This is a genomic window from Rubidibacter lacunae KORDI 51-2, from assembly GCF_000473895.1.
Lineage (GTDB): Bacteria > Cyanobacteriota > Cyanobacteriia > Cyanobacteriales > Rubidibacteraceae > Rubidibacter > Rubidibacter lacunae.
In genome coordinates this window covers 72,341-88,748 of sequence record NZ_ASSJ01000008.1, presented here as the reverse complement: position 1 = coordinate 88,748, position 16,408 = coordinate 72,341, and the positions used below count along the sequence as shown (strand labels likewise).

At 55.9% G+C, this 16,408-nt stretch carries 14 protein-coding genes; 4 read left to right on the top strand and 10 right to left on the bottom strand.

Translation table 11 applies throughout. The features are described from left to right. Nucleotides 1-37: 37 nt before the first annotated feature. The 6 genes from KR51_RS02670 to petB form a co-directional block, all read right to left on the bottom strand. On the bottom strand, nt 38-781 hold the full coding sequence (locus tag KR51_RS02670) for a DUF6515 family protein (protein ID WP_051358037.1): 744 nt from the start codon (nt 779-781) through the stop codon (nt 38-40). Then, nucleotides 778-936 (bottom strand): hypothetical protein, encoded by a 159-nt coding sequence (locus tag KR51_RS19100; protein WP_156914932.1) that lies wholly within the window; start codon nt 934-936, stop codon nt 778-780. The genes KR51_RS02670 and KR51_RS19100 overlap by 4 nt, the downstream gene beginning before the upstream one ends. 135 nt (nt 937-1,071) lie before the next feature. Further along, complete coding sequence (locus KR51_RS02665) at nt 1,072-1,899, bottom strand: DUF2092 domain-containing protein (protein ID WP_022604550.1); 828 nt, start codon at nt 1,897-1,899, stop codon at nt 1,072-1,074. Nucleotides 1,900-2,364: 465 nt separating this feature from the next. Then, nucleotides 2,365-3,936, bottom strand: coding sequence for a photosynthetic/respiratory NAD(P)H-quinone oxidoreductase subunit D1 (gene ndhD1, locus KR51_RS02660; RefSeq protein ID WP_022604548.1), 1,572 nt, complete (start codon nt 3,934-3,936; stop codon nt 2,365-2,367). A gap of 644 nt (nt 3,937-4,580) precedes the next feature. Next, the gene (gene petD / locus KR51_RS02655) at nt 4,581-5,063 is read right to left on the bottom strand and encodes a cytochrome b6-f complex subunit IV (RefSeq protein ID WP_022604546.1); all 483 of its coding nucleotides are present in this window, start codon (nt 5,061-5,063) and stop codon (nt 4,581-4,583) included. Between the two features lie 329 nt (nt 5,064-5,392). After that, nucleotides 5,393-6,061, bottom strand: a complete 669-nt coding sequence (gene petB / locus KR51_RS02650; protein ID WP_022604544.1) for a cytochrome b6 — start codon at nt 6,059-6,061, stop codon at nt 5,393-5,395. Nucleotides 6,062-6,383: 322 nt separating this feature from the next. Between petB and ctpA the strand changes: the two genes are divergently transcribed. Both ctpA and KR51_RS02640 read left to right on the top strand, forming a co-directional pair. Further along, nucleotides 6,384-7,625 (top strand): carboxyl-terminal processing protease CtpA, encoded by a 1,242-nt coding sequence (gene ctpA, locus KR51_RS02645; protein ID WP_040654924.1) that lies wholly within the window; start codon nt 6,384-6,386, stop codon nt 7,623-7,625. 169 nt (nt 7,626-7,794) lie between these two features. Continuing rightward, nucleotides 7,795-8,175, top strand: coding sequence for a DUF1499 domain-containing protein (locus KR51_RS02640; protein ID WP_022604538.1), 381 nt, complete (start codon nt 7,795-7,797; stop codon nt 8,173-8,175). 21 nt (nt 8,176-8,196) lie between these two features. Here the strand turns inward: KR51_RS02640 and KR51_RS02635 are convergent, their stop codons facing one another. The 3 genes from KR51_RS02635 to KR51_RS02625 form a co-directional block, all read right to left on the bottom strand. Further along, nucleotides 8,197-9,795 (bottom strand): peptide ligase PGM1-related protein, encoded by a 1,599-nt coding sequence (locus KR51_RS02635; RefSeq protein ID WP_022604537.1) that lies wholly within the window; start codon nt 9,793-9,795, stop codon nt 8,197-8,199. A 186-nt stretch (nt 9,796-9,981) separates the two neighbouring features. Beyond that, on the bottom strand, nt 9,982-10,962 hold the full coding sequence (locus KR51_RS02630) for a DNA polymerase III, gamma/tau subunit (RefSeq protein WP_022604535.1): 981 nt from the start codon (nt 10,960-10,962) through the stop codon (nt 9,982-9,984). A gap of 54 nt (nt 10,963-11,016) precedes the next feature. Beyond that, nucleotides 11,017-12,144, bottom strand: a complete 1,128-nt coding sequence (locus KR51_RS02625; protein WP_022604533.1) for a site-2 protease family protein — start codon at nt 12,142-12,144, stop codon at nt 11,017-11,019. 551 nt (nt 12,145-12,695) lie between these two features. Between KR51_RS02625 and KR51_RS02620 the strand changes: the two genes are divergently transcribed. After that, nucleotides 12,696-13,115, top strand: coding sequence for a hypothetical protein (locus KR51_RS02620; protein WP_022604532.1), 420 nt, complete (start codon nt 12,696-12,698; stop codon nt 13,113-13,115). Nucleotides 13,116-13,837: 722 nt separating this feature from the next. Here KR51_RS02620 and KR51_RS02615 read toward each other — a convergent pair. Continuing rightward, nucleotides 13,838-14,851 carry an ABC transporter ATP-binding protein gene (locus tag KR51_RS02615; protein WP_022604528.1) on the bottom strand — a complete coding sequence of 338 codons (1,014 nt, stop codon included), beginning with the start codon at nt 14,849-14,851 and terminating at the stop codon, nt 13,838-13,840. 364 nt (nt 14,852-15,215) lie between these two features. Here KR51_RS02615 and KR51_RS02610 point away from each other — a divergent pair, with 364 nt between their 5' ends. Further along, nucleotides 15,216-16,340, top strand: a complete 1,125-nt coding sequence (locus KR51_RS02610) for a tocopherol cyclase family protein (RefSeq protein WP_022604526.1) — start codon at nt 15,216-15,218, stop codon at nt 16,338-16,340. Nucleotides 16,341-16,408 lie beyond the last annotated feature (68 nt).

Genomic DNA, 16,408 nt, shown 5'->3' with positions numbered 1-16,408 from the left:
ATAGTTGTTCATCGGAAAACGAGGACGTATCGTAAACTTACAATTCGATGACTACGTACGCCGAACTACCGTCGAGCAGAACGGGCTGGTAGTAAATGCCGCTGCAGTCGTAGAACTGGTCTTCCTCTAGGAAAAACCCTTCACAACCGTCGGGCAAATACGGCACGGTTGCGCCCGTTGGTGGGGCGACCACTATGTAATCGTCGTTGCTGCTCGGTTCGAAGTAGATACCGTCGGAGTAAATATACGGGGTCGAACCGACGTAAACAGTTTCGTAATAGGGCGGAGCCGAACTCACTGCCGATCCGATAACCAAACCCGCCGTCAGCGCTGCTGCTCCCCAGCCCCAACCGGGAGGTACGTAATAGCCGCCGCCGTACCAACCGCCGCCGCGCCATCGGTCTCTGTCAAAATCAATATCGCGATCGATATCGATATCGATGTCGCGATCGATGTCCCTACGTAAGTCCTCAATGTCCGAGCGCCGGTCATCCCAAGCTTGGTCGCGCCGATTTTCAATGTCCCTGCGTCGGTCCTCGATATCCGAGCGCCGGTCATCTCGAGCTTGGTCGCGCTGGTTTTCAAGGTCCCTGCGTCGGTCCTCGATATCCGAGCGCTGGTCATCACGAGCCCGATCGCGCCGGTTCTCCAGCTCGCGGCGTTGAGAATCGCTAAGCTTCTGGCGGTTCTCGCTGCGGTTTTGCTGCCGCTCGCGGTCCCCAGCATTAGGACGGCTATCGGTCCGGCGATCGCCCCTGTTGACATTACCGCGATCTTTCAAGTCGCGATCGAAGCTACCCGAATGTCGGTGACTGCTTCTGCGCTCGCGTTGGCCTCCAGACGAACGCCCCGCGCGCGCACTTCCAGATCTGGAGGGTCGATCGCCCCCTCGAGACCCTCTACGCTCACGTTGGGCAACCGCACCCCAATCGCCACCGCCCCTACCCTCGCCCTGTCGTGCGAGTGCCAACTCAGCAGGGAACATCAGGGTGCCGATTGCGAGAGCAAGAATGGAAAATTTAAGGGATTTGTTCGCGAGCATGGCAGGTTAGGTTACGAGAATAGGATGAACTAGGGAAGATCGTCTGTAGACGGAATGAAGCGGACGCGGCCAACTCCTTCTGGAGCGACGAACGCGAAGGTGTCGGGGGCGATCGCTGGCGAGAAGTCCCAATTCACAAACAAAGCCGAGTACTGAGGGGAACCTGGCAAGTTCTTATAGTTAATGACAAGCTTTTGGGGGACAGGATCGCCATCTGCAACAATCCAAATCTGGAAGTTGACATCCTTTCCGACAAATAGCAAACTGTGGCACGGCAAGCCGTTCACGACGCTCAAGCCCAGATACCGACTGCTTTCAATTTGGGGGGCGATCAGGGCATAGGGATCGCTTGACAAGAGGTTCGACAGTGGCAGACGGACGTTGAATCGCTCTCTCAACGCCACGATCGTTTCGTCGACCGTTGGCGGAGCAGGCGATGTGGCATAAAATTGCCGATCGGTATCTTGTAATGTGGCAGACCTACCATCATAGAAAAAACGCGTCGCGCGTAAATTGCCGGAGTAATCGGTGCGCAGGAGATTCGGGCGTTGCAGCGTTGTTTCCTGATAGGCGGTGTATTGGGCTTTCTCACCGGTCGAAAAAACGTTGTCGTAGGTAATCTCGGCTTCAAAGCGTAAAGTCTGCTGGTTGCTTACAAACTCCATCGCAGCGCGCAGCAACCTATCTGCGCGTTCTTGCGTGTCTGATGCAGTTGACTCGATGTCGATCCGGAGCGGTAACGTTTCCTCCGGAGGGGGTGACAGTTGAGCGCCAGCAGGCATAGTAGCCGACCACCCAAGTGCCGAACTAACTAAAACTCCGATACCCAAACCAATCAAGTCGCGGGCGATCGCCATAAAATCAGCTCGACTAAATCTTTGTATACTGCTGCAACTCCTTACAGCAGTTGGTGCGATCGGAAAGCGGTCTACTAGTGTGAGCCCCATCACCCGATCTGTCTTTCACGATCTAGACATACAAAGTGCACCCCCAGGTAATTGAGTTACATTTATTTGCAAACCTTCAAGTATAAATACCCTTGGTCTGCATCTAACGCGACCCTGTCCAAGCAGGACGCCATAAGTAATTATCCTTTCAACCGCATCGGTCGGTCGCGATGCCTAGTACGCCCCATTCATGACTTGAATGTCGGGACTGCACCTTGTGTAATGGCATGGAAATAGTCACAAAAAACGAGGTAGTTACTAATAACAATGACTTGGATCGCATAGTTAAAGGATCCAAGTCATTTTTGTTCCAGTTCAAAGGTGAGGGCGATCGCCCAGTCGTCGTTCCAAACGATTTCGTCAGGGGCTAGGGTGCTACTCCTGCCAGATTGTCGGAGCACGCAGCAGCACTTGTGCCACATCCGTTGTACCCGAAAGCGTCGGCACTGACTCGCGCAGCCGATCGGTGTAAGCGATCGCCGTCGAATCGTATATCTGGGTCAGGATTTTTGGATAAAGCCCGATCCCGATAATTGGCACGAGTAAACAGGCAATGATGAAGATCTCGCGCGGCTCGGCATCCACCAAAACCTCGTGAGCGGTTAACTTCTTATTCTCTTCGCCGTAGAAGATCTCGCGCAACATTGAGAGCAAGTAGATCGGCGTCAAAATAATGCCAATTGCGGCTAGGATAACGACGATCGAGCGGAAAGTGGTGCTATAGGCGTCGCTCGTGGCAAAACCCACAAACACCATTAACTCGGCGACGAAACCGCTCATACCGGGTAGCGCTAACGATGCTAGCGAGCAGGTCGTCCACATGGCGAACATCTTTTTCATCCGCTGACCGACACCCCCCATTTCATCCAGCATCAGGGTATGAGTGCGATCGTAAGTTGCTCCCACCAGGAAGAATAAGCTCGCGCCGATTAAGCCGTGGGAGACCATCTGCAGGATCGCTCCATTCAACCCGAGGTTGGTGAACGACGCCATACCAATTAACACGAAGCCCATGTGCGAAATTGACGAGTAAGCGATCTTGCGTTTGAGGTTGCGCTGGGCGAAAGAGGTCAGCGCCGCGTAAATAATATTGACGACACCTAAAACAACCAAGACGGGTGCGAAATAGACGTGGGCGTCCGGCAGCATCCCGACATTCATGCGTATCAATGCGTAACCACCCATCTTCAGCAGGATGCCAGCCAGCAACATATGCACGGGTGCGGTGGCTTCACCGTGAGCGTCTGGCAGCCAAGTATGTAGCGGGAACACCGGTAGCTTCACGGCATAGGCAATGAAAAATGCCACATACACCAACAACTGGAAACCCAGCGCGTAGTCCTTAGCCGCCAGCGATCGCATGTCGAACGTGACCGTGTCGCCGTAAAAGGCCATGGTCAACGCTGCCACCAAGATGAACAGCGAGCCACCAGCGGTGTAAAGAATGAATTTCGTTGCTGCGTACAGACGCTTCTTGCCCCCCCAAATCGAGAGCAGTAAGTATACCGGAATTAGCTCTAGCTCCCATACCAGGAAAAACAGCAACATGTCCTGGACGGCAAATACCGCAATTTGGCCGCCGTACATCAGCAACATCAGAAAGTAAAACAACTGGGGCTTCATCGTCACCGGCCAGCCTGCCAGGATTGCCAGCGTAGTGATAAATCCGGTGAGGACGATCAGCGGCATCGACAGACCGTCTGCGCCAACGGACCAGTTAAGGTCCAACTCTGGTACCCAGGAATAACTTTCGACTAGCTGCAGTTCGGGGTTGGTGAGGTCATAACCTAAGTAGAAAGCCGCAATGATGAGTACGAAATTTATCAATCCGACGCAGAGCGCGTACCAGCGGACGATCTCGCCCTGCTTGTCGTTGAAGAAGGGAATCGCCAACGATGCCAGAATCGGGAATAAGATAATGACTGTCAGCCAGGGAAATTCGGTCATGACTCTCGCAGTGTATTCGCGTGATGTTGTGCGCGGGATGTTAGGGTCGCAGAGGGCTGACGGACGCTTGGTGCGCACCGGCTGCTAAACTCCGGGCCGAGGGCGGATAAGGGCATTTGCCGCACCCGCTCCCTGGTGTAACCGCTCCAGCTGCAGGCGTGCTGTTAAATTCTGATGAAGTCGCGACGCTACTGGTAGCTAGCATGCAGACAGGTAAATTTCTCGGGAGTAAACGGACCCACGCTAATTGAATAGCGAAAAAAAACACTGGCTGGCAATGCTTGCCGAGCAGACTTAAGAATTTGCACGGATTTGCCGGTACGAAGAGGTGGGCGACGGCCTTGCTCGAGCGAATGGGACTCTCGCGCTGCTGGGGATCGCGCCATGTGTAGTTGCCGTTTTAGGGGGTATTGAGCCTATCCCCTCCCGGGAGAGCTGCAAGCAGGGGTTGGTTGCTCGACCGTAGGTTCGCCGGAAATCCCTGCCTAAACTGTTCCCCCATCTGCAGGGACTCCTTTTTCGAAACGCTAAGGGGCAGACCGTGTCTGCCCCTTAGCGTTGCTTTTTAGAAACCACCTGGGCAACGGACGGACTGCGCTCGGGGAGTTTATCTTATTTACCGTACCGGTTTTAACTTACCGGATTTAGAACAAGCCCAATGTCAGCGACTTATCCAACGGGAACGTTGCTCCGGCCCCAAGCCACAGCGTTACGACGGTTCCGAACAGGAACGCGAACATTGCTACCGGGCGGCGGAACGGATTCTGGAACTTGTTGACGCTTTCAATAAACGGTATCAACATCAACCCTAATGGAACCGCTGCCATGCCAGCAATGCCCAGCAGCTTATTCGGCAGGATGCGAAGCAGTTGGAACGTCGGGTAGAGATACCACTCGGGCAGAATCTCTAGGGGGGTTGCGAACGGATCGGACGGCTCGCCAATCATCGCAGGGTCGATTACTGACAGACCAACCACAAGGCCGATCGTACCCATGATTACGATCGGAAAGACATACAGCAGGTCGTTCGGCCAGGCAGGCTCGCCGTAGTAGTTGTGACCCATCCCCTTGGCCAGTTTGGCACGCAGAACGGGATCGCTCAGGTCTGGCTTCTTCAGCGTAGACATGCGGGTTTCTCCTCTGATTGCAAAATGTTAGTTAAGAACACGGGCACCTCGAAACATTGCTGAATAGCGGCGGACCCGCGGACGAAATGCCCTGTGCCTTGCCGACCTTCGGTCTCGAGGGAATCAATCGAGGTGCCCAAAAATATACTTGCGATGCAAGCGGCAGACAATGATGGGCGACGTTTGCCGAGGGTGTCCCATAAAGAGACAACTAATTGCTGCGACGTTAACGCGCATTGTAAATCCGAAGTATTCGCCAGCAGCAATTAAAATCCCGTGAAGACCTTCTGTCAAAGCTCTCGAACCCACGCACTCACGTCGAGCTAGCCTTACAACGGGCCGGAAATACCTTGCTTGCGGATCATGATGAAGTGCAGCAGCATAAATACCGCAATCGACCAGGGCAGTACGAAGGTGTGCAAGCTGTAAAACCGGGTCAGAGTTGGTTGACCGACACTCACGCCACCGCGCATCAGTTCGGTGATCGAATCGCCGACCAGGGGAATCGCTGCCGGGACGCCAGAAACGATTTTGACCGCCCAGTAGCCAACTTGGTCCCAGGGCAACGAGTAACCGGTGACGCCAAAGGATACAGTGATCACGGCGAGGACGACACCCGTCACCCAGGTCAATTCCCGAGGCTTTTTGAACCCCCCCGTCAGATACACGCGGAACACGTGCAGGATCATCATCAGCACCATCATGCTCGCAGACCAGCGGTGAACCGAGCGAATTAACCACCCGAAGTTCACTTCATTCATAAGGTACTGCACTGACGTGAACGCTTCTGTGACAGTGGGCTTGTAGTAGAACGTCATCGCGAAGCCCGTCGCGAATTGAATGATGAAGCACACCAGCGTGATGCCGCCCAGGCAGTAGAAAATATTGACGTGGGGCGGGACATACTTGCTCGAGATGTCGTCCGAGATCGCTTCCACTTCAAGGCGCTCGTCGAACCACTGGAATACCTTGGAATCGGTAACCTGCTTGGAAAACATGAAGCCGGAGTTCCTGCTGCTAAGGGGATTTTCTCATCTTGGCTAGCGTCCGACGCGGTATCGTCGACTTGCCGGTCGCGAATGCTGCCGCATCGGCAACCAGTCGGATTCGCTTTAGAGCTGATTCTAAAGCCAATTCAGGAAGGCTGAGGCGGTTGCAGCCACTGACCCAACCGACGTTCGGTTGGGGAAGGTAGTAGCTCGCTCCAATGCCGAATACGATCCTAGGATAAGGTACTGGAGTGTGCGAAACGTAAATTTACAATCGTTAATACAATTCCCTTTTATGCCTATTATTGAAATAATTCTTGACAAACTGCCCATGTGCGAGCGCAAGTTTTGGTTCCGCTGGATCTCCCTCATAGTTTTAACATTCGCCTGCTGGACGGTCTGTTTGCCCTCGGCAAAAGCTTATGGCAATGAAGAGCAAATGCTTCTTCAAGCTTGGCGGATTGTAAATCAGGCGTATCTCGACAGTACATTCAACCATCAGAATTGGTGGTTTGTCCGCCGGGATTTGTTGCGAGCTGTTCCGGCCGACCGGGAGGCGACCTACGCCGCAATCGAGGAGATGCTAGCCTCGCTGGACGATCCGTTTACGCGCCTGTTAAAGCCCGAGCAGTATCGTAGTTTGCAGGTGAGTACGGCGGGAGAGCTTTCGGGCGTGGGGTTGCAGATCGATCTCAATTCGAGGACGCGGGCGTTGGAGGTGGTAGCGCCGATTGCTGGTTCCCCGGCCGATGCCGCCGGGCTGGAGCCGCGCGATCGAATTTTAGCCATTGATGGAACTCCAACACAGGGACTGACGCTATATGAGGCGGTGCGGCTGATGCGCGGGCCGGTCGGAACGACGGTGATGTTGACAGTGCGATCGCCGAACACGGACGGGGAGCGCGATGTGTCGATCGTGCGCGACCTCATCGAACTGAATCCGGTGGTGGCTCAGCTCGATACGCATTCAGCGGATGTGCCGGTGGGATATATCCGCCTGACGCAGTTCAGTGCTAATGCGGCAACGGAAGTCGCCCAGGCCGTAGCAGAGTTGGAAGCGCGGGGGGCGGGGGGTTTCGTTCTCGATCTGCGCAACAATCCGGGGGGTCTCTTGCAGGCAGGTATTGAAGTAGCGCGGCTGTGGATCGATGAGGGCACGATCGTTTACACGGTCAACCGACAAGGGACGCTTGGCAGCTACGAAGCCGAGGGGCGATCGATTACGGATGCACCGCTAGTGGTGTTGGTCAACGGCGGATCGGCCAGTGCCAGCGAGATTCTGGCTGGGGCGCTACAGGATAATGTGCGCGCGGTGCTTGTAGGCGAACGTACCTTTGGGAAAGGCTTGATCCAATCGTTATTCGAGCTCCCGGATGCATCGGGCATGGCGGTGACAGTGGCAAAGTACGAAACCCCCAATCACACGGATATCCACCAAAAAGGCATCTCACCGGATTACGAAGTATTGCAACCGACGATCGCGCCCCAGCAAGTGGGAACGGAAACAGACGAGCAATACCTTCAGGCAGTGCGGCTCTTGACGGCAGACTCAGTTGTCGCAGAAGCTGCTTAAGTGCGCGTCAGGCACTTGGCTGCAGTCGGGCCCCTCGCGGGAAAATTGCAGCAGGAACACTCCGCCTGCACGGATGGGATGCATTTTCTGAGAAGCCCGACGGTAGCGACTGTTAGGGGACGCAAGATGAGATTCATGCAAGCAGTACAGTAGCTTGGAAGCTTTAATCATGTTCGATTTTTCAGGACAGCGACCGGATAATTTGGGCGTGCGCGATGGCAAACTGCTCTCTTGCCCGAATTCACCTAACTGCGTCTGCAGCTACGATGACGATGCCGAACACGCGATCGCATCGCTGCCCCTGAACGGTATTCCCGAGATACGCGCGATCGTGGAAAGCATGGAGCGTACGACAGTTGTCGAGGCTCGAGACGATTACCTATACGCGGAGTTCAAAAGCCAGCTAATGGGCTTTGTGGACGACGTGGAGTTTTACCGCGACGAAACCGCAGGTGTCGTGCAGGTGCGCTCGGCGTCGCGCTTGGGGCAATCGGATCTCGGCGTCAACCGCAAACGCGTGGAAGCCATTCGCTCGCGCCTCCAAAGATAGAGGTATAGATTGGCTCGAGCCTCAGTCGCGACAGAGTCCGGCGATCGGGAGGGTCGGCGAAGATAAGTTCGCGCGGTCCCCATAGTGTTGGGTTTCTTCATTGAGCACGGCTTCGACGCGATGGTAGAGTGCTTCTGCTTCCTCGAATGAGTTGCCGATGCTCGTCAGACCAAGCTTGCCGAACTCGGACAGCGCTCCGAGCAAGTGAAAAACGCTGCCCGTGCGCGTGCTGCTGTCGAAATGGAGGCGGTGATGGGCGATGATGTCCATCAGGTCGCTCGGCAGCAGTCCTCGATAAAGCGATGCCTGTAAGTTATCGCTGGCGATATAGAACTTCTCTTGTCCTTGCTGGCTGAAGAAGCTGCCGGTTTGGGTGTCGTAGTGCCCGTTGGTGAGCAACTTCAGCAACATAAACGGGTGCGTCGTGCCCCCTTTACGCAGGTTAATCTCCACGGCTGCGATGTCCCAATTGCCATCGAACCGCCGAGCCGTTACAAAATCTACGCAATAGCGCTCCATTGCGCCGCGTTTCAGGAGTGCCTGCCCCACGCGCAAGCCGTACTCCTGAAGTCGCAAGCGATACTCTGCATCGGCGGGGAAGCGACAACCCAGATAGATTTGTTGGTCTGCACCGCCGAGGATCTGATCGTGCGTAGAGAGAATCTTGACCTTGCCATTGGGTGTGATGTAGCCCTGGACGCTGGGCGATCGCTTCTCGCCTTCAATAAAAGCCTCGACGATCGCGCCCAAGTCTGGCAGACGCCGAGCGTAGCTATCCCAGGTTTCGCCAGCAGCCTGGAAGCGCATACTAGGAAAAGCCCTCAGAATTGCGACAACTCTCTCGCCGCGCGTTTTCTGTCCGGGAGCAACGCCAGTCAGCGAGCGCAGATCCAGCAGCGCATTCCCTTCTCCGGAGAAGCCTTCGTTGAGTTTGACGACGCAGCGCTGCAGGTGCGGTTGACGTTCCCACAACAGAGCAGTTTCGCGGGCCAGGTCTTCGGCGTTCCAAACGCACTTGCTTCCATCGGGATGGAAAACGCTGGTTTCAGCGAAGATCTCGCGGCTGCCACTTTTCGAGCCCCAGTAGAGCAAGCCCGGATCCGATGCAAGCAGCGGAATTCCGAGCTGCAGCGACAGCTCCTGTTCGAGCGCGGTGGAGTTATAACAAACCATGTAGGCGCGATCGCGTCGCAGGGATAGGCGGATGCGTTCGATCAAACGCGGGCGCTCGAGGATCTTTTCGGTTAAAGGGCGCAGCGAGCTGTCGTAAGCAGTGAGCAGCAGCAGGCGGTCTCGGGCGTGAGAAAAGGGGATGCCCGGCAGCAGCTGCAGATAGTATTCGATCGCGACGGGCGACAGCGGCATCGCCGTGACGTAAATCAGTCGGGCGTGGGGGTTCCGCAGCCGAATCAGCGAGAATAGCAAGCGCTCTTCGTAATGCAAGAGCCCTTGAATTTTGCCACCTTCTTCTTGGTCGACGCTGAACGACGGCACCACGAGGATGTCGTAGTTGTCGCTGTCGGGATCGTCGATCGCTTGCCAGCGATCGCGTAGCTGCGCTTGCAAGTTCTGAAATCGAGCGGCGTGCTCGGTTGTAGGAGCAGATCCCCTTACTGGCATGGACTCGCTGCTTCGTGCAGAGGTGGCGGAATGTCGAGCGGACTATTCACGAGCATATCAAGCTGCTGTCGGGAGGTCGGGCCGATCGGGCGAGATAAAAACTGGTCAGGGTACGGGATGTCATGTGTTGAGGTATGCCGGCCGGGGTCTCATCGTTTAGGGCCGGTGATGCTCCTGTCGAGCGCGTCAGGCGGGGGCGCACGGCACGGCGGCGGTTGCAAGCTGCATTAGCAGCACCTCCCACACCAACCGCGGCTGCGCGTAAGCCAGTAAAGCCTTGCGCGCGTCTTCTAGGTGCGCGAGAGACGACTGCGCGGTGGTTCCCTCCAGAACCTGCTGCCAGTAGCAATGCATTAGATAATCCGTCAGCCACAGCTGAGCAGGCACGTCTAAAGCGCTTGCAATTGCTTTTGCTAAATCTAGTGCCGCCGCGATTGCCTGCGGTCCAGCCGCTCGATGCGGCAGCTCAATCGCCGCTTGCAATAAATCTGGGGAAACTGATTGTAGCTGCTTGTCGCCCTGGAGAGCGTCGCCGGGACTGCCCTGTGCGATCGCCAGTAAAGTCGGTTGCTCGAGGATGTCGGCACGACCGCAGCGGCGTAACACGCTCGCCATGTCAGTTGCTGACAAGCGCTGAAAGGGAATGCTCTGGCAGCGCGACACGAGGGTGGGTAAGAGCGCGTCGGCACTGGGCGCTAGCAAGATTATGGTCGCGCGGCCGGGTTCTTCGAGGGTTTTGAGCAATGCATTCGCTGGCGCTTCCGCCATCGTCTGGGCCTCTTCGACGACCGCCACCGCTCGCGGGGCCGTCAGGGGCGGCTGAGCGAACATCCTGGCCAGACTCCGAATCTGTTCGATGCGAATTTGCGGTGGAGCTTTGCGCTTAAGCCCGACAGCTGTCGCTTCGACTGCGGTTAGTAACTTGCCTTGCTCTCGGTACGTTGGCTGGAGGCGGATGAAGTCCGGGTGAGAAGACAATCGTTCCGGCGCGATCGCCACATCTCCGCTAGCGAGCAGTGCCCCAGCAAATGAGTCGGCGGCTAAGCGTTTGCCGATACCGGCCGGACCGACGAACAGATAGGCCGGAGCGATGCGATCGCGCACACTAGCGGTCGAGAGCAACTCGACCGCTCGCTCCTGGCCGAGGATCTCGGCAAATACCTCCACGGCAGCCTCTCAATCGAATAGCAGAGCTTCTGATTGTAGGTCGTGCTCGGATAGCTATGCTTCCGAAGCAAATGCTGGTTGCACGTCGTGCTGGAGCAGTTGTGCGATAGCAGCTTTTTCTAGTAAGCCAACGAGGATACCGTTTTCGCGGACCACTGGGAGCTGGGTTTGCGATTGCTCCTCAAGCATCACGATTGCTTGTAAAAGCGGCAGATCCGACCGAACCGTCTTCTCGGCATACGGTTGCGTGAGCTCGCGCACCGGGACGGAGGGCCAGTTTGACGTCGGCACTCCCCGCAGGTCGTCTACGTTCAGCGTACCGACGAAAAAGCCTTCGGCATCGGCAACCAGAAAGCGCCGCCACTTGCTCTTGCCGATCACGAAATCGTTAGCAAACTCGCGCAGCGAAATGCGATCGGAGACAACCGGACTGTCGGACGTTACGGCATCGGCAGCCGTCAATCCGTCCAAGCGTTCCTGAATCGTTGCGGATTGTGCCGAGCGTCCTGCATTTTGCAGTAAAAACAAACCGATTAGCAACATCCAGAAGCTGCCGAACTGCGTTATGCGCAGAACCGACAGAGCACCCACTGCAATCCCGAGCCAGCCGATTGCCTGACCCACACGACTGGCGATGCGAATACCGCTGTAGGGATTGCCGGTAATCTTCCAAATCAGGGACTTTAGTATGTTCCCCCCGTCCAGCGGCAGTCCTGGAATCAGGTTGAACGTGCCCAACACGAAGTTGATCGAAGCAAGGAGTTCAATAACCTGGGATAGCGCTCCACTGACCTCGGTAAACAGCATGGCGCATAGCAGCAAACCACAAAGCAGAAAGCTGACTGCTGGTCCTGCGATCGCTACCCAGAAAGCATTGCCGGGAGAATCCGACTCTTTTTCTAAACTTGCCAGCCCGCCGAAAATAAATAGAGTGATCGAACGCACGCCAATACCCTGACGCATCGCGACCAGGCTGTGTCCTAATTCGTGAGCTAGCACCGAGGCAAATAGCAGAAGTGCCGATACTAAGCCTAGGAGCCAGGGCAAAACACCTGGCAGCCCTGAAGAGGCATCCAGAATGCTGCCGTAGGTCCACGTCACCAAACCCAAAATTAAAAACCAGGAGGGATCGACATAAAACGGTATGCCGAATAAACTACCAACGCGAATTGCGTTGCCCATGAGTTCCTCCGATAATCCACTGAAAAAGTTTCTATCACGATTGTATCGGGGTAACCGCTGCCACTAGGATTTACGGATGCCGTAATCTCCGCCACCGCTGAGTTCGGTACCCTAAGAGGGATATGCGGTTTATTCGGATGCGCGCTTCAACCTGGCGGAACAAAATACGTCCGTAGGTATTTGCAACCGTCCTGTCGCTGGGCTCAGGTGATATTTGACTGTTGAAGCGGTGCGCGCCACTCACTCCCTTTGTGTAGAAACAATCATGCAAACCATTTTCAACCGGTTGCGGTTTTTACCTAATTCTGCCGATATCCGCAGTTCGATGATTAATAGTGGTTGGCTATGGTTGATGGAACCGGCATCTAAAGACAGATTGGTAGTCGAAAATAACAGGCTGGATCGATAGGCGTGCGTGCCCCTCTGATGGCATCCATGTAAAATTCCTGGAAAGGATAACTGGTAGAGAACAACGGATCGCTTCCCGTGGCTGCGTGTAGGTTTTCCTTGCTATGATTGCGAGGTAATTCTAACTCCAACCGGAGGTCATCATGGTTGCGATTTTCCGCAGTGCCTTTGCCAGCGTTGCCACTCTGCTCGCGCTCGGACTTGGGATGACAGCTCCAGCGAACGCCCAACCGGTTACGTACGATCTCGACAGCAACCCTTACGACCTCCGGCCGATTATCCCGCGACGCGCGTCAGTTGTTGCTGTCGATGAAACCAGTGTCATGCTGGCGTTCAACGGACAAGACAAGACGGAACTGTTCTCGATCGACAGAGTCGAAGCTGCCGTTCTGGAACCGGGAATGATTATCTACGAAGCAGATGAACGACTCTACGTAGATGCCGCGCGGACACCAATCTCTCCTGTAGAGGTTCTCGTTCTTGAGGGATCCGTTCTCGTCAAGCCGGCTTTCGAGCCGCCGCCCAGACCCGAGGTTCAACCTCCGGTTCGCGCGCTCTGGTAACCCTTGCTAGCTGCGGTCGAGCAATCCCCACACGAGTTCATCATGGCTCTAAAGGTACATATGCACTCGGATGCGGAGCAACTCGGCGACATCTTGTAGCGCAAGCATGGTTGAGTGGCTTGGCGATTGCATCGGCGATCGCCTGGCGACAAAAGGTGGCGACTCGGGTCGAAATGTGGAATCGTTAGCGAGTCTTCCAGCTATGGGCGATGGTTACCTGTAAGTCCCTCAACCGTGCTTCTAGAACTTGGATACGCTCCTTGAGTTCGATGACCAGTATCGCCAGGTTATCGAACATTCGATACGTCCTAGGTACCGTGTCCGGGTGGGAACCTCCACTGCCGTTATGGCGATGGCAATCTGCTAGTTCGTGCCAGGCAAAAGAGCGGGTTTTCCAGCCGATCGAGGTAGATACGAATACGCAAGTTTTCTGTTTCCAATTGCACGGTTTATGACCGCAGGCGCGAGGCAGATTTTCGCCGGTGGTAGGTAATTTGGCAGCCTTCGCGAGGAGTGAACGCTGCCAAGCCAGGCAGAAGGCAATGGCGCTAAAGCGCTGAGCGCTCTCTCCGAAATGCGCCTTGTACTAAGTATGTCGTGCACAATAGAGGGATGGAGTGCTCGAACCACAAAGCGGAACACACCGGGGATGTATTGCCCAGATTGCTACCCGGCGGCGATCCGAAGTAGATCGGGTTGGGATGCGTTCCTGAGGGGACCGTCTAACGCACCGTGTCAGCCGCTGACTCCGCTGAAGACTGATTGCTTTGCCGGAATAGGCGGCCGATCGTCGCTTCGATGGGCGGGTCGGTAACGGTCAGGTCGAGGAGGTCTAGTTGTCCAAGCAAGCGTGCTGTCATTGCCGTCAGATCTTCGCGAAGCACGCAAAATCGAACCTCGCGACCGTCCACCGACTGCAGCTCGCCGAACGCCGACAGCTTTTCCTCCGGCAGCGGTTGCACGAGTTCCACTTTCACTTCCCGGTAAGGGGCAAACTGAGCCTGCAGCCCATCCAAAGAACCGTCAAAAAAGATATTGCCTTTCGCGATCAAAATTGCGCGCGGACACAGCGCTGTTACATCTGCCATATAGTGACTGGTCAACAAAATCGTGGCTCTATATCGCTGGTTGTAAGCTCGCAAAAAACCTCGCACGGCCTCCTGAGCATTCACGTCCAATCCGAGCGTTGGTTCGTCTAGGAACAACACCTGCGGGTGATGCAGTAGCGCAGCCAGCAGCTCCGCCTTCATACGCTCTCCGAGGGAAAGCTTGCGCACCGGCTGCGATAACTTGCCCTCCAGGTTCAGCAACTCCGTAAACTCCCCGACGCGCTGCCGAAACTCCGCATCGGTCAGTTCGTAAACGGCGGCATTTATCCGTAGCGAGTCGATTGCCGGCAGGTCCCAGAGCAACTGCTGTTTCTGTCCCATCACAAGGCTCATCTTGCGCAGAAACTTGCGTTCTCGACGGTATGGTACGAACCCCGCCACGTGCACGCGACCGCTTGTGGGGTAAATCAATCCCGATAGCATTTTCAGGGCAGTTGTCTTACCCGCCCCATTCGGCCCCAAGAATCCGACGATCTCACCGCTGGCGATCGTAAAGCTAATATCTCGAACTGCTTTGACGTCGCGATAGGTGCGGCGGAAGAAATGCTTGAGCACCCCCGCCAGTCCGGGATCCTTGACGGCAACAGGATAATTTTTGCTTAGATGTTCGACTTCGACGGCAAGCACAGTCGATCGCCTCAGGATTAAGGATTGGGTCGTCCTTGCTCGCTGTCAAACGAGCGGCGAGCGAGTCATTCAGGGACGCTGCTACTTAGAGCAGCTGACGGCTTTCGCGTCCATTATCATCGCTCAGCTCATCGTTATCGAGCACCTCTCAAAACCACCCTCGGGCTAAAAGCGGGTTCGCTCTAGCTAAATCGAGAGTAAAGGCCTTTTTTTCTTGATGTCTCATGCATCTCCAGCAATTTACTATGGCTGTTGAGGAGTCAATTCGAGCATCTCAAGGCTAGAAAAAAGACAAGCCCAAATTCCTGACCCGGACAATGACCGGACGCTCTCTTCCGTTGCTACATCTTTCATCAGTTTGCTAATGCCCAGCGAACGATCGCTCGCCGTCCCGTTACAGACCCCTCACAGCGGCTATCACTGGACAGGCAGCAGCGAACGTTTTTTCGAAGGCTGGTACTATCGCGTAACGCTACCCGAGCGTGCGCAGACGTTCGCGTTCATGTACTCCATTGAGGATCCTGCAGGCGGTCGGCCCCACAGCGGGGGTGCCGCCCAGATTCTCGGTCCCGATGACGGCTACCTTTGTCGTACCTTTCCAAATCCGCGCGGATTCTGGGCCGATCGCGACCGCCTTGCGCTGGGTCACATTGCCGCAGACACGGTCCGCGACGATCTACTGCGGGAACTGGATCCAGAGACCTTCTTCACCGAGGTACGTTCGGGCTATCAAGCAACCGCACAGCTTAATCAAGGCGCAATTCGCGATCCGGGGAGCGGGCGTTGGTGCCGATGGCACTACACCATCCAGCCGGTTTATGGCTGGGGCAATCCGCAGCGCTCGCAACAATCCACCGCCGGCTGGCTGTCATTTTTGCCGATCTTCGAGCCAGGCTGGCAGATCTTACTGGCGCACGGCCGCGCCACGGGCTGGATCGACTGGAACGGCGTACGCTACGAGTTTGCCGGCGCGCCCGCCTACAGCGAGAAAAACTGGGGTCGCGCCTTTCCACGCACGTGGTTCTGGCTCAACTGCAATAGCTTTCACGACGAACCCGACTTAGCCCTAACCGCTGGTGGTGGCCGGCGCGAGATTTTGTGGTGGGACGAAGACGTAGCACTCATCTGTTTGCACTATCGCGGCATGTTTTACGAGTTCGTTCCCTGGAACGCCGAGGTGCACTGGCAGGTACAGCCCTGGGGAGAATGGAAGATGCAGGCGCGCAATACCGACTATACAGTTTCCCTCAGCGGGACGAGCTCCCGTCCCGGCACGCTACTGCGCGCGCCTACCGAGCGCGGTCTAGTTTACTGCTGCCGCGATACGATGCACGGTCGTTTGATTCTGGAGCTGCGCGATCGCGCCGGTCGCACGCGTCTCACTGCCAAAAGCGACACCTGCGGTCTCGAAGTCGGCGGCATTCCCTGGCCGGGTCCATGGAGCGATCGTCACCCCCAACCCACGTCGGCGCGGCGAGATTGCGGCTGACCCTAGCGCGTTCGTCCCGAACCGTCGCGATGCTAGGGTGAGAACTGCACTGCACGATCCTGCTCTCG

Bases quoted from the DNA above. Each gene is read 5' to 3' on its own strand.
- KR51_RS02665 (WP_022604550.1), bottom strand. From the start codon at position 1,899: ATGGCGATCGCCCGCGACTTGATTGGTTTGGGTATCGGAGTTTTAGTT.
- ndhD1 (WP_022604548.1), bottom strand. From the start codon at position 3,936: ATGACCGAATTTCCCTGGCTGACAGTCATTATCTTATTCCCGATTCTG.
- petD (WP_022604546.1), bottom strand. From the start codon at position 5,063: ATGTCTACGCTGAAGAAGCCAGACCTGAGCGATCCCGTTCTGCGTGCC.
- petB (WP_022604544.1), bottom strand. From the start codon at position 6,061: ATGTTTTCCAAGCAGGTTACCGATTCCAAGGTATTCCAGTGGTTCGAC.
- ctpA (WP_040654924.1), top strand. From the start codon at position 6,384: ATGTGCGAGCGCAAGTTTTGGTTCCGCTGGATCTCCCTCATAGTTTTA.
- KR51_RS02640 (WP_022604538.1), top strand. From the start codon at position 7,795: ATGTTCGATTTTTCAGGACAGCGACCGGATAATTTGGGCGTGCGCGAT.
- KR51_RS02635 (WP_022604537.1), bottom strand. From the start codon at position 9,795: ATGCCAGTAAGGGGATCTGCTCCTACAACCGAGCACGCCGCTCGATTT.
- KR51_RS02625 (WP_022604533.1), bottom strand. From the start codon at position 12,144: ATGGGCAACGCAATTCGCGTTGGTAGTTTATTCGGCATACCGTTTTAT.
- KR51_RS02620 (WP_022604532.1), top strand. From the start codon at position 12,696: ATGGTTGCGATTTTCCGCAGTGCCTTTGCCAGCGTTGCCACTCTGCTC.
- KR51_RS02610 (WP_022604526.1), top strand. From the start codon at position 15,216: ATGCCCAGCGAACGATCGCTCGCCGTCCCGTTACAGACCCCTCACAGC.